Here is a 13214-nt window from a genome sequence, read left to right as displayed (position 1 = left end):
AGTTGGCTGATCTTTTCAGCGCCCTTACAAGGGCTGGTCAGTAACAGAGGCTTTCAGCCGCAGAACAAACCACCCGTTCACACGGGTGGTTTTGATTTACAATTTAAGTAAAGAAAGGCTTTATCAATGATATTAACCTTTTAAAACTTTAGAAATACGAGGATATAGAAGTAAAAATATAATTGAAATTAATAAACCTTTGATTAAATTAAATGGGATAATTCCAGCGGTAATGATCACCTTCAAATTATGAACAATATCCGTTAGATTCATAATTAAGCCATACAATGGTAAAAGTACAAAATAATTCATTACGCTTAAAACCATTGTCATCACAATTGTTGCAACGACTAACCCTAGAATTAAAGCACGTTGAGTACGGGATTTTTTGTAAATCACGTAACTCGTTAATAAGAAACTACATCCTGCTAAAAAGTTAGCTACTGGTCCCACTGGGTCACTCATATTAAAGAAAAAGTTGAGTAGATTTTTAATTAATTCTACTAGAATACCTGCGACAGGACCAAATAAAAATGTTGCTATGAGTGCAGGGATATCACTAAAGTCAATCGTTAAATACGGTGGTAAAAATGGTAATGGGAATTTTAAAAACATTAATACAAATGCTATGGCGCTTAACATTCCCACGATAATCATACGTCTCGTTTGACGTTGTTTCATAATGGTCCCCCCTTTACTGATTAGAATTTCGAAGTGTTTGAAATTGATTATAAACTATTTTGAAAGCATGTGTAATGATGATACTTGGTTTAAGTCCCTGAATGACAAATGGAAAATATTATACTTGTCTTTTTGGTAACTTTATTTTAAATTGTGTTCCGATATTCACTTTACTCATAACGGAAATATGCCCGCCATGCGCTTCTACAATCATGCGTGTAATAAACAATCCTAATCCTGTCCCTTGTTTGCCACGCTTTCTTGACGCATCAACTTTATAAAAGCGTTCGAACACTTTCTCAAGGTGTTCTGGAGAAATTCCGACACCCGTATCTGACACAGTTAAAATATAATCAGTTTCTGTTTCTGATGCTGAAATAGAAATGCGGTCACCTGGCTTCGTATGTCTTGCGGCATTGTCGACTAAATTTGTTAAAACTTGTTCCATACGATCAAAATCGTAATGCCAATTGTGTGTCATAATGCCATCCATTTGAAAGTTTAAAGTTAAACCTAAATCTAATGCTTCTTGTTTATATTTAATTGCCATCTTTTGAATTAAATCTTTCATCGGTTGTTCTGTTTTGCTCACTGTTACGCCTTCTGCATCAATTCTCGCGACATCTAGTAATTCATTAACAAGTCGAGATAGACGTCTTGATTCGTCTAAGACAATAAGTAGAAACTCTTTGATTTCGTCAGGCTCAGTAACGACACCATCCACAATAGACTCCGTATAACCTTGTAATAACGAGATAGGTGTACGTAACTCATGTGAAACACTTGCAATGAAATCTTTTTTAACTTGATCCATATGGTGTTCATTGGTCATATCACGCATCACGACCACTAAACCACTTTCTCCTGTTGGTTGAATGCGTTCGATATAACTCATAATGATGACAAAATAGCGTTTATTAATCTCATATTCTTCGTATTCTGTACGTCTCGTTTTGAAAGTTTGATTCGCTTGAGCGTCATATTTTGCTTTGAGTTCTTTTGGCATTTCTTGTAATAAGTTTGTAGCCAGTTGATTTGATAAAATGATTTCTCGACGGTGGTTCATCCCGAGAACCCCTTCGACCATCGCATCAATTAAAGTGTCACGAATATTTTTAGACGTTGTGATCGCATCGATATGCGTTTGAATATTACGACTCATTTTATTAAACGTCATTGCTAATGCACCAATTTCATCTTTTGTTTGAACGGGTACACGTTTCGCATAATTACCTCTCGCTACTTCTCTAGCTTGGTTTTTCAATTCTCTTAATGGATTTGTAATTCTTGTAGATAAAAAGAATGCGAATACCGTTGAAATGCCCAAGAAAATGAGTGCTGTAATTAATATAATAATTGTGATGACATTGTTCGTGTCTTCAATACTTTTTAAATCTTGATAAATAAATACTGCCGATGCTTGACCTTTATAATCTTTCGATGGATATCCAAGTAATACGTAAGTACGATCGATGCCTTTAACGTTAACCGTGACATGTTGAAGCACCGATTTTTTCTCAGAGAGTACTTTGTCAAACGCTTTATTCTCTTTGATTTCCTCAAGCATTTTTTCTTTGATTGAGTTCGAATCTTTTAAATTAACAAAGTCAGGTATGATGATTAATCCTTTATTTTTTTCCAACATAATATCACTTTGTCGAATGGCACTTTGTCTATCTTTACTTTCATCTAACACTTGATTAATACTTTTCGCATTTTCAAATAGTGTATTTTCAGTTTGTTGCGTGAAATAATACTGCATAAAGGTAATGAGTGCTGCACTCAATAAAATTAAAACTGTCGTTACTATTAATAAAATAGTTAACCACAGTTTTATGACCACATTATTCAGGCGCTTCATTATTTTCATTGACTTCAAATTTATAGCCAACGCCCCAAACTGTTTGAATCATTTGCGCAGCATCACTTGATACACGATTGAGCTTTTCACGCAAACGCTTCACATGTGTATCTACAGTTCTTAAGTCACCATAAAATTCATAATGCCAAACTTCTTTTAATAATTGTTCACGATCAAACACTTTATTCGGTGTTTTGGCTAAGTATATTAACAATTCATATTCTTTCGGAGTTAAATTAACAGGTGTTTCATCCGCTAAAACTTTATGCGCATCGTTATCGATTGTCAAGTGTTTAAATGAAATCACGTCACGCGCATGTGGCTCATTATGATCAGTGAGTTGAGATTGCGTGCGACGTAATAATGCCTTAACACGTAATACCACTTCTCTAGGTGAAAATGGCTTGACGATATAATCGTCTGCACCAGATTCAAAGCCTTCAACACGGTTATTTTCTTCACCTTTAGCTGTCAACATGATAATAGGTGTTTCTTTCGTTTCGCGTAACATTGTAGCGACTTCTATACCATCTCGCTTAGGTAACATTAAATCTAGTAAGATACACGCGTAATCATGCGCTTGCGCGAGCTGGAGTGCTTCTTCACCATCTGTAGCTTCAACGACTTGATAGCCTTCTCTTTCAAGATATATTTTTAATAATTTTCTGATACGTTCTTCATCATCCACGACTAAAATTTCGTTAGTCATTATGACATACCTCCCACGCCTACTTACAATTCATTCCTATGCCTAGTATAGCATATGGAATGTTTAAATAGATAATCAAACAATAATACTAAGATTATAATAAGCTAGATTTCAAATTTTGTGCAATTTATTTGGTGGAGCCTTGATTAGCGAGTTGGCGCAACGTTTTAACCTCATGAGGGGATAATACGCGCCCTTCACCAGCACCTAAGCCTTTTAAATCAAGAGGACCAAATGAAACGCGAGAAAGTTTGGTCACTTTAAAACCAAAGTGTTCAAACATACGGCGCACTTGTCGATTTCGTCCCTCAGTAATGGTAATTTCAATGAGTGACGTGTTTTTTGTTTTGTCCTGTTTTTTCACTTTAACTTTAGCGGGTTGTGTCATACCATCTTCGAGTTGAATACCACTTTCTAAAGCTTTTACTTGTTCACGTAAAATATAACCCTCAATTTTAGCAATATACGTTTTAGGAATTTTATATCTCGGATGGGTCATTAAATTCGTAAATTCCCCATCGTTAGTTAATAATAGAACGCCTGACGTATCATAATCTAAACGTCCAACTGGGTAAATGCGCGTATCAAGGTCGTCAAAGTAATCTGTAACAACTTTTCTTCCTCTGTCATCTGATACACTCGTAATCACTTGAGTCGGTTTGTAAAACAAAATGTATAACTTATCCTCAAGTTCTAATGGAATACCTTCGACACTTACGCGGTCTGAAGGGCTTACTTTCGTCCCAAGTTCTGTGACGACTTTGCCATTGACCTCTACTTTGCCTTCAAGAATTAATGTTTCAGCTTTACGTCTAGATGTATAACCGCTGTTCGCGATACGTTTTTGTAATCGTTCAAATTGTGTCATTCTGTTGCTCCTTTCTGATTTACGAGCTCACTAAAAAAGTTTTCTATTTCTTCTTCATCTTCATCTGTTGTAGGTAGCGCATCTAAAGATTTCAAACCAAAGACATTTAAAAATAAATCTGTTGTATATAAATGTTGACCACGTGTTTCCGGGTGCTGTTTGGGTTCAATTAATCCTTTAGCTATTAATGTTTTCACAGGCCCATCTGAATTAATACCACGAATCATTTCAATATCGCTTCGAGTCATAGGTTGATTGTAAGCGATAATTGCGAGGACCTCCATAGCAGCTTGTGAGAGCTTAGCTTTTCCTTTATTGACAATCAGCGCTTCTATGTATGGTTCCGCTTCTTCAACAGTCGTTAAAACCAATGTTTCTCCGAATTGTTGTAAAGTTAACCCATCAATATGAAAGTGATCTATATATGCCGCTAATTGCGTATCATTAACTTCTAAAATATCAGCCAATTGTTTACGTTCAATGCCATCTTCCCCTACAGTATACAAGATGGCTGTCATGATTTCGTTATGATTTAAAGTCATAATTGACTCCTTTAGTAATATTAAAATTGTGGAAAGCTTCTGTTTGTTGGATTTGTATCATGCCTGTTTTAGCCATTTCGAGTAATGCTAAAAAATGTGTCACAACATGTTCTATCGTTTCATTAAATGTAAATAAGTCAAAAAATGTAATGGATTGCTGTTGTTGTAATTTTGAATGAATATGTGCTGTAGATTGTTGAATGGTATACGTTTCTTTTCTAATTTGAACTTGAGTTGGTTTTTTTAACGCAACACGTGTTTTCATTTTCTGATAGGCCACAATTAATTCGGTTAAGTCGATGGTTGTGTCCTCTGACAAACGTTCTGATTTTTCATAATGAGATAAATCAGACGGCGTTTTCGTATATAAATGCGCACGTGCTTCTTTCTTTGAATCTAATAACGATGCATATGCTTTAAAATTTTGATACTCAATCAATTTCTCTACAAGTTCTTCTCGTGGATCCTCTTCATCTGCATCACTTTGTTCTATGTCAGGCAATAACATGCGACTTTTAATCATTAAAAGTTCGCTCGCTACAACTAAATACTCACTTGCAACGTTAATTTCAAGCTGATTCATCGCATGAATATATTGCATATATTGCTCTGTTAATGCTTTCATCGGAATATCATAAATATCGATTTCAAATTCTTTAATTAAATGGAGTAATAAATCTAAAGGACCATTAAAGGCGTCTAATTTCACCTCATACATGCGCGTTTGCCTCATTTCTTATTGCAAGTTGGATGCATTGTATCCGAAAGTATTATAGCATGTTTATGAGTAACAATAAATTTTGGAGTGATACATTTGCATCAACAACTTATGGAATTTTATGTACAATTTCATCAAAAACAACATTATTTCTTATGCCACGATATATTAGAAGAAGCATGGAAAGCACAACCCACATTTTCAAAAGATGATCCTGTAGTGGCGCTGATTCTTTTAGCAACCGCATGTTATCATCATCGTAGAGGCAATTTTAAAGGTGCGCATCGTTCATATAAAAAAGCGTTAACTGTTTGTCGTCATCATGATAAATTAACGTATCAAGCTTTAGGTGTAGATTATCATCAATTTGAAAATGAATTGCGGCAATTGATTGAAAGCACTGAACAAAAAGAACGCTATACCCCTATTGTTATCCCATTAACAGCAGAGATGACGCAAAATATTTTACATCACTATCCTAATTATCATCTGTTAAAGACAGTCATATCGTCACCTTATATTTTACATCATCATAAATTACGTAATCGCGATGATGTGATCGAAGCGCGCGCGCGTGCATTGCAAAATAAAAAACGTTAGCTTAAAAAATAAGTTAACGTTTAAGCACGTGGATGAAATGCTTGATACATTTTTCTGATTTGGGTTTTCGAGACATGCGTATATAATTGTGTCGTAGAAATATCAGAATGACCGAGCATTTCTTGCACAGCTCGTAAATCTGCCCCATTTTCAAGTAAATGTGTTGCAAATGAATGTCTTAACGTATGAGGAGTGAGCCGTTTTTGAATGCCAGCTTTTTGGCCTGTTTGTTTAATCATTTTCCATATCCCTTGACGTGTTAATGGCTTGCCATGCATATTTAGAAACAATGTATGCGTAACATGTTTTTTTAACAATTGAGGGCGTACGGTTTCTATATATTTTTGAAGAAAATCAATTACCGTTTCACCTAACGGGACAATGCGCTCTTTATTCCCTTTACCAAAAACTCTAACAAAGCCCATCATCAAATTAATATCCTCAACTTCAATACTTATCAATTCCGACACACGCATACCCGTCGCATATAAAAGTTCTAACATTGTACGGTCTCGATAGCCATTGTTTTTAGAAATGTCGGGCGTACAAAGCAATAAATCAATTTCTTCTATAGATAATACATCAGGTAATTTACGTTCGTATTTCGGTGTTTCAATTAGAACGGTTGGATCATTCGATGCGTATTTTTCACGTAAGGCAAATTGATGAAAGCTTCTAATTGTAGAGGTGAATCGTGCAATTGATTTAGTAGATCGCCCTTCATCATGTAAGACGCCGAACCATTGTTGTAACGTCTGACGGTCTACGAAATCTAAATGCGTGATTTTACGCTCTTGTAAATAATTTAAATAATGATTTAAATCTCGTCGATATGCTGCGATTGTATTTTCAGACAATCCTTTTTCAAGTTGTATAAATTTTAAATATTCATCGACAACGTCTTGCATTCAATCACCTTCATTTCATTATCAAAGTTGAGTGATTTATTTCGATTTATTTTTGTTTTGACATGTGTTACAGATGCCATGAAATGTTAGGCGATGGTCTAAAATTTTAAAATTAAATTCTCGTTCCACACGTTCTTCTACTTGTGGTAATAAATCTTCATCGATTTCATCTACACGACCACACTCCATACAAACTAAATGATGATGGAAGTGTTCAGACCCTTCTTTACGTAAGTCAAAGCGTGCCACACCGTCACCAAAACTCACTTTATCGACAACTTTTAAGTCAGCTAAAAGTTCTAATGTACGGTAAACGGTAGCCAACCCTATTTCTGGTGCTTTTTCTTTAACTTTTAAGTAAACGTCCTCCGCGCTTAAATGGTCTGCCTCGTTTTCAATTAATACTCTTACAGTCGCTTCCCTTTGCGGTGTAAGTTTATATGAAGATTGTTGTAATTGTTGCTTCACGCGATTTAATCGTTCTTCCACGGAAGCTTCACCCCTCTACTGAAATTTAAAATCATTATAATGTGTATGAATTACTTGTATTAAATTAACAGTAATTGAGAAAAAAAGCAACCCTTTAGAACAGTTATTTAGAATGATTATAATTTGATAATAGATATTGAAATGCGATTAATGTTTTGGCATCCTTGATTTGACGATGTTTAACTGCTTTTTCAACCTCGTCTAAGGTATAATAGATTTTCTCAACAAATTCATCTTCATCTAATTGCATTTGACCTTTTTCTAAATGGCTCGCAAAATAAATTGAAATGAGTTCATTGGTAAAACCAGGCGCTCCATACACTTCACCTATGAGTTTAAGTTCGTCTGCAATGTAGCCTGTTTCTTCTTCAAGTTCTCTTTTAGCAGCGTTGATGCGACTTTCATTAGGTTCTAATTTACCAGCGGGAATTTCTAATAACGTATCTTCTAATGCTTTACGATACTGTTTAACCAAAATTACTTTCTGATCAGGCGTTAAAGCGCATATCGCAACTGCACCGTTATGTTTTACAACTTCTCGGTAGGATGTTTCTTGATTAGGAAGTTCTACTAAATGTTTTTCAACTGTAATGATTTTACCTTCATACAGCGTTTCTTTAGAAAGCGTTTTTTCCTCAAATGACATGATAGGTCTCTCCTTTTCATTTATCCCGTAGGTTTGCTATGATGAATATGATTAAATTTTAACGGAAGGTGTGTACCTATGCAAAAGAATACTTTAAAAAGTGGTCTTCAATTGTCAGAATTAGGACTCGGTTGTATGAGTCTTGGAACAGATTTCGAACAAGCGCAAGCGATTATTGAGACAGCTTTGGAATCAGGCATCACCTATTTTGATACAGCGGATATTTATGACAAAGGGGTCAACGAGGATATTGTAGGTAAAGCCTTGAAACCTTATCAACATCGTGATGAGATTGTGATTGGTACTAAAGTAGGCAATCATTTAAAAGAAAATGGAGAAACGTACTGGGACCCTTCTAAACAATATATAAAAGAAAACGTCAAACAATCTTTAAGACGATTACAATTGGATTATCTTGATTTATATATGCTTCATGGAGGAACAATTGATGATCCGTTAGATGAAACCATTAGTGCCTTTGATGAATTGAAACAAGAAGGTCTCATTAAAGCATACGGTATTTCCTCTATTCGTCCTAACGTTATTCATTATTATTTACAACATAGTAATATAGAAACGATTATGTCTCAATTTAGTTTAATTGATAACAGACCAGAAGCCCTCTTAAAAGATATCGAGGCTAAAGGTGTGAAAGTGCTAGCAAGAGGACCTGTATTTAAAGGTTTACTAACAGATAACTATGAAAAAGCTTTAAATGAAAAGTTTGAAGATGGCATTTTTGATTATACGAATGAGGAACTTAAAGAAACAATTGAATCATTACATCACGTTGAACCTCATCTTTCAGCATTGACCTTTAATTACTTAAAATCATTTGATGCGTTAGGCTCTATCATTACCGGTGCAAGCACTCCAAAACAAATTAGAGATAATGTGAAACACTATGAGATGAATATTTCAACAGATAAAATCCAGCGTGCGCGCGAATTAGTAAAAAATTTAGAGTATGAACAACATTTAAATTAAAAAAAGAACCCCCGTTATACCACTTAGTATGTCGGGGGTTCAAATGTGTTAGCTGAGCTCAATTGTTGATATTATTTTCTTCTTTTAAAGATAAAGAAAATACCAAGTCCAATACATGTTATAACAACCCAAGTGATCCAAGATTGCATTAAAGCCTTACCTGTATTAGGTAATTCACTAATAAATTTAGGAATACCAGGCTTCGGTTGCTCGGATGTTTTCGGAGATTCTGACGGTGTATCTGGTTGTTTAGGTTTATTCGGTTTTTCTTCATTCGGTTTGTCAGGATTAACTGGTGTTGAAGGATCTTTGAATTGATTTGTAATCACTAAGTTACCCATGTCATCGTTATTGACACTTACGTTATAATGCTCAAGTTGTGTGCGCTCTTGAACAGTATAAACAATCTCTTTACCTTTAACTTTTTCATCGAGATCTTGCCACGTATATGTCCAATCATTTTTATCATTTAATGTAATAGTTTTACCTGTTGGTTTACCGTTAGCTAATAATTCTACCTCAATAGATGCCGGACGTTGTTTGTTTTTATCTTGTTGGTCGTCCCAGCGTTTAGTCACAGTTGCTGATGTTTTACCTGGCGTATACGTATTCGTAATCGTTGTGCCATCGATAGTTGTCGTATAATCATCTACATGGTCTTCAGTGACGCTGTAATGGATAGCTTTACCGTCTTCGTATTTTGGTAAATCATGGAATGCATATGTCCAATTTGAAGTGGCATCTACAGTTTTCGTATCAACTTCTTCGCCATTCTTTAATAAGTTGACTTTAATGTGTTCAGGACGTTTACCGTCTTGATTATCATGATCTTTCCAAACTTTTTCACCTTCAACTTTTGTCGTTTCAGGCGTATAAGCGTTTGTTATGATTAAGTTACCTATATTGTCATTATTAATAGTAGTATCGTAATCTTTAAGCTTTGTTGTTTCTTTTACTGTGTATTGAATGTCTTTGCCTTTTGCTTTTTCATCAAGATCTTGCCACGTGTGTGTCCAATCATTGTCAATATCTAACGTTGCTGTTTTGCCAGTTGGTTCACCGTTAGCTAAAAGTTCTACTTCAATAGACTTCGAACGTTTGCCATCTTGGTTGTTATTGTCTTCCCAATTTTTAGTCACAGTCGCCGAAGTTTTACCTGGTGTATATTTATTTGTGATTGTCGTGCCGTCAATCGTTGTAGAGTAATCTTCCACATGATCTTCAGTGACTGTGTATTGAATTTCCTCACCGTTGTCATATTTTGGTAAATCATTAAATGCGTAAGACCAATCTGAAGATGCGTCTACTGTTTTAGCATCAATTTTTTCACCATTTTTAAGTAGATTGATTGTGACAGTATCAGGACGTTTATGATCTTGATTGTCTTTATCATCCCAAACCTTTTTACCTTCGACTTTAGTTGTTTCAGGTTTGTGAGTGTTCGTTAAAATCACATTACCAATGTTGGTGTCATCAATAGTTGATGTATAGCCATTGACATTAGAAAGTTCTTTAACAGTGTACGAGATGGCTTTACCTTGGCTTTTCTCATCTAAATCTTGCCACGTATGTGTCCAGTCATTACTTTCTGATAAAGTCGCTTTTTCACCTGTCGCTTTACCATTGGTATATAATTCAACTTGAATTGAACCAGGACGTTGTCCATCTTGGTTATTTTTATCTTCCCAGTTTTTAGTAACGGTAGCTGTTGTTTTACCTGGTGTATATTTATTCGTGATAGTCGTACCATTAATCGTTGTAGAGTAATCTTCAACATGGTCTTCTGTTACCGTATAATCAATAAGTTGTCCATTTTCATACTTAGGTAAATATGAAAATGCATAACTCCAATTAGAAGTGGCATTTACTGTTTGTGAATCAACTTTTTCACCATTTTTTAATAAGTTTACAGTAACTGACTCAGGACGTTTACCGTCTTGATTGTCTTTATCATCCCAAACTTTCGTGCCGTTGACTTCAGTTGTTTCAGGTGTATATTCATTTGTGATGATTAAATTTCCTATGTTGCTGTTATCAATGGATGTTGCATAACCATTTACTTTAGAAAGTTCTTTGACGGTATATGTAATGGCTTTACCTTGAGACTTTTCATCCAAATCTTTCCAAGTGTATGACCATTCATTATCCGCATTTAATGTAGCAGTTTTGTTCGTTGACACACCATCTGCAAGAAGTTCAACTTGAATTGAGCCAGGACGTTTACCATCTTGGTTATTCTTGTCTTCCCAGTTTTTAGTGACAGTAGCAGTTGTTTTGCCAGGTGTGTATTTATTTGTAATCGTTGTGTCATTAATCGTTGTAGAATAATCATTAACATGATCTTCTGTTACAGTATATTCAATCACTTTGCCGTTGTCATATTTTGGTAAATTAGTAAATTCATACTGCCAATTTGTATCTTTAGTGACAGTTTCAGATTTTATCTTTTCACCATTAGCGAGTAAATTGACAGTTACAGAATTCGGACGTTTACCGTCTTGATCATTATTGTCATCCCAAACTTTTTTGCCTGATACAGAAGTTGTTTCGATAGGTTTTTCAGTATTCGTTACCGTTAAGCCCTCTTCTTTTTTAGTATAGCCTTCTGGTGTGGCATCGTTCCCTTGAGCATCAACTTCCTTTACATAATACACTATCGCTTTACCATCTTTATCTAATTCAGGTAAGGCATTCCATGTTACCTCAGTTGTTCCGTTTTCTAATTTTTTAATATCTGCATTAGGTACGGCAACTTCATTATTGTTCGCATCTTTTTGAAATAATTTAAAATATACAGTCGGATGAGAAGTCTTAGTACCATCCCACACTTTCTTAGCTGTTACATCTTTCGTTCTCTCTTCTGCTTTAGAGTTGTCTATTTTAATGAAGTAACCTTGCGTATCAGTATCTTTAAGTTCGAACGGATATTCCTTGTTTTTATCAAATACATAAGGTGATGGCGCTTCAATCTCTTTAATAATATATTTTCCGCTTGGCAAGTCTTTAATATTAGCAAGACCTTGCGCATCCGTAACTAATTCTCTAGGATTACTTCCATCCTCGTTAGTTAAAGTGAATTTAACATTTTGGATAGGTTGTTGTGTATCTTTATCCAACTTTTGGATTTTCAATTCCCCTTTAACAGTTCCTTGAATCCCAGCATTAGCGCTAATGTTTTGCACAGTGTAATCAAATGATTTACCTGCAACTTCTGGCTGATTGTGTTCTTGGTACCATGCCTGAGTCTTATTTACAAATTCTTTTTGAGAATCATTTGTGATTTTTGTTTTATAACTTATCGTAAAGTTATTGTACGAAGCGTAGCCTTGCGGAATTATAACATCAATAGTATTGTTTGTTTCATTAATACTTAACACGGAACCAGGATAGTACTTTTCAAAATCTGATATTACATTTTCACCCGTAAAATAGTTTGGATGTGTACCCTGCACTTGTATTGTAAGTGAACTTAGATTTAATTTTTGACCGCCCTGTATTTGGTCACTTATTCTAACTTCTTTTACAACAGCACTTTTTTCGTTGTTAATGTTAAGAAACCAACGGACATTTTCAGTATCATTCGGTAACATATCCCCTGTTTTATAGTAGAAGACACCACCAGTACCTGCTTCTCCTTTAGTAACTGATAATTCTACAGTTTTTGTACCAGAACTTATTGTACCTGTTTTAGTATCAGAGCTAGTTGTATTTGTTAAATTTCTACCTTGTACTTCAAATTCAGCAAAACCCGAGACATCGTTTAAATTATCTACATTTTGATTAAAAGTAATTGTAGCACCTTCAGGAGTAATGACTGCTTGTCCTACAACGGTACCCTTAACATCTAATGGAACAGTTTTACTATAACCTTCTATCTTAACATCTCCATAGTTTGGCCAAGTAACTTTAATTGTATCGCCGTTTTGAATTTTCCCAGCTTTGTCATTAAATTCTACTCGCACTTTCGTCTTATCTCCGTCATTTATTTGCGGAGATGATACAGACAAACTTGTTACATTTCTAGAAGAAATGTCACTGGCTGCGGTAACGTTACTAGTATGAAATATTGGTGCTAAAACATTTAATAATAATACAAAGACCATAAAAACCAATATTTTTCTGTTCATCATATTCCCCCATTTTTCAAAATATTTAGTAATACAAATATTACTAACCAAATTATATACTATACTACTAAATAAAGG

Annotated in this window: 12 protein-coding genes; 2 read left to right on the top strand and 10 right to left on the bottom strand. The window is 34.8% G+C overall.

The genetic code is table 11. From position 1 onward, the window contains the following. Positions 1 to 132: 132 nt before the first annotated feature. The 6 genes from CD172_RS11465 to CD172_RS11440 all read right to left on the bottom strand — a co-directional run bounded on the left by CD172_RS11465 (position 133) and on the right by CD172_RS11440 (position 5379). On the bottom strand, positions 133 to 681 hold the full coding sequence (locus CD172_RS11465; RefSeq protein WP_060551090.1) for an ECF transporter S component: 549 nt from the start codon (positions 679 to 681) through the stop codon (positions 133 to 135). A 118-nt stretch (positions 682 to 799) separates the two neighbouring features. Then, positions 800 to 2542 (bottom strand): ATP-binding protein, encoded by a 1743-nt coding sequence (locus CD172_RS11460; protein ID WP_103346430.1) that lies wholly within the window; start codon positions 2540 to 2542, stop codon positions 800 to 802. Then, positions 2526 to 3251, bottom strand: a complete 726-nt coding sequence (locus tag CD172_RS11455) for a response regulator (RefSeq protein WP_060551091.1) — start codon at positions 3249 to 3251, stop codon at positions 2526 to 2528. The genes CD172_RS11460 and CD172_RS11455 overlap by 17 nt, the downstream gene beginning before the upstream one ends. 127 nt (positions 3252 to 3378) lie before the next feature. Further along, a complete protein-coding gene (locus tag CD172_RS11450) occupies positions 3379 to 4119 on the bottom strand; it encodes a pseudouridine synthase (protein WP_037564259.1) in 741 nt (246 codons plus the stop codon). Then, positions 4116 to 4661 carry an SMC-Scp complex subunit ScpB gene (gene scpB / locus CD172_RS11445; protein WP_103346428.1) on the bottom strand — a complete coding sequence of 182 codons (546 nt, stop codon included), beginning with the start codon at positions 4659 to 4661 and terminating at the stop codon, positions 4116 to 4118. The genes CD172_RS11450 and scpB overlap by 4 nt, the downstream gene beginning before the upstream one ends. Continuing rightward, positions 4645 to 5379 carry a segregation and condensation protein A gene (locus tag CD172_RS11440; protein WP_060551093.1) on the bottom strand — a complete coding sequence of 245 codons (735 nt, stop codon included), beginning with the start codon at positions 5377 to 5379 and terminating at the stop codon, positions 4645 to 4647. The genes scpB and CD172_RS11440 overlap by 17 nt, the downstream gene beginning before the upstream one ends. 87 nt (positions 5380 to 5466) lie before the next feature. On the opposite strand from CD172_RS11440, the gene CD172_RS11435 reads away from it, so the two are divergent. After that, positions 5467 to 5979 carry a DUF309 domain-containing protein gene (locus tag CD172_RS11435; RefSeq protein WP_390901879.1) on the top strand — a complete coding sequence of 171 codons (513 nt, stop codon included), beginning with the start codon at positions 5467 to 5469 and terminating at the stop codon, positions 5977 to 5979. A gap of 20 nt (positions 5980 to 5999) precedes the next feature. Here CD172_RS11435 and xerD read toward each other — a convergent pair whose 3' ends face one another. From xerD to CD172_RS11420, 3 genes are all read right to left on the bottom strand, one after another. Beyond that, positions 6000 to 6887 (bottom strand): site-specific tyrosine recombinase XerD, encoded by an 888-nt coding sequence (xerD, locus tag CD172_RS11430; RefSeq protein ID WP_103346427.1) that lies wholly within the window; start codon positions 6885 to 6887, stop codon positions 6000 to 6002. Between the two features lie 36 nt (positions 6888 to 6923). Further along, the gene (fur, locus tag CD172_RS11425; RefSeq protein ID WP_060551094.1) at positions 6924 to 7376 is read right to left on the bottom strand and encodes a ferric iron uptake transcriptional regulator; all 453 of its coding nucleotides are present in this window, start codon (positions 7374 to 7376) and stop codon (positions 6924 to 6926) included. A 103-nt stretch (positions 7377 to 7479) separates the two neighbouring features. After that, the gene (locus CD172_RS11420) at positions 7480 to 8022 is read right to left on the bottom strand and encodes an NUDIX hydrolase (protein ID WP_103346426.1); all 543 of its coding nucleotides are present in this window, start codon (positions 8020 to 8022) and stop codon (positions 7480 to 7482) included. A 78-nt stretch (positions 8023 to 8100) separates the two neighbouring features. Here CD172_RS11420 and CD172_RS11415 point away from each other — a divergent pair, with 78 nt between their 5' ends. Continuing rightward, complete coding sequence (locus CD172_RS11415; protein WP_103346425.1) at positions 8101 to 9009, top strand: aldo/keto reductase; 909 nt, start codon at positions 8101 to 8103, stop codon at positions 9007 to 9009. A gap of 71 nt (positions 9010 to 9080) precedes the next feature. On the opposite strand, the gene CD172_RS11410 is transcribed toward CD172_RS11415, so the two are convergent. After that, positions 9081 to 13136, bottom strand: coding sequence for a Cna B-type domain-containing protein (locus CD172_RS11410; protein WP_103346424.1), 4056 nt, complete (start codon positions 13134 to 13136; stop codon positions 9081 to 9083). Positions 13137 to 13214: the final 78 nt, after the last annotated feature.

Source organism: Staphylococcus agnetis, from assembly GCF_002901865.1.
GTDB lineage: Bacteria > Bacillota > Bacilli > Staphylococcales > Staphylococcaceae > Staphylococcus > Staphylococcus agnetis.
This window is presented reverse-complemented; position numbering and strand designations above follow the sequence as displayed.

Coding starts and splice junctions, on each gene's coding strand:
- CD172_RS11455 (WP_060551091.1), bottom strand. CDS start 3,251: ATGACTAACGAAATTTTAGTCGTGGATGATGAAGAACGTATCAGAAAA.
- xerD (WP_103346427.1), bottom strand. CDS start 6,887: ATGCAAGACGTTGTCGATGAATATTTAAAATTTATACAACTTGAAAAA.
- scpB (WP_103346428.1), bottom strand. CDS start 4,661: ATGACTTTAAATCATAACGAAATCATGACAGCCATCTTGTATACTGTA.
- CD172_RS11440 (WP_060551093.1), bottom strand. CDS start 5,379: ATGTATGAGGTGAAATTAGACGCCTTTAATGGTCCTTTAGATTTATTA.
- CD172_RS11420 (WP_103346426.1), bottom strand. CDS start 8,022: ATGTCATTTGAGGAAAAAACGCTTTCTAAAGAAACGCTGTATGAAGGT.
- CD172_RS11410 (WP_103346424.1), bottom strand. CDS start 13,136: ATGAACAGAAAAATATTGGTTTTTATGGTCTTTGTATTATTATTAAAT.
- CD172_RS11460 (WP_103346430.1), bottom strand. CDS start 2,542: ATGAAGCGCCTGAATAATGTGGTCATAAAACTGTGGTTAACTATTTTA.
- CD172_RS11415 (WP_103346425.1), top strand. CDS start 8,101: ATGCAAAAGAATACTTTAAAAAGTGGTCTTCAATTGTCAGAATTAGGA.
- CD172_RS11465 (WP_060551090.1), bottom strand. CDS start 681: ATGAAACAACGTCAAACGAGACGTATGATTATCGTGGGAATGTTAAGC.
- CD172_RS11450 (WP_037564259.1), bottom strand. CDS start 4,119: ATGACACAATTTGAACGATTACAAAAACGTATCGCGAACAGCGGTTAT.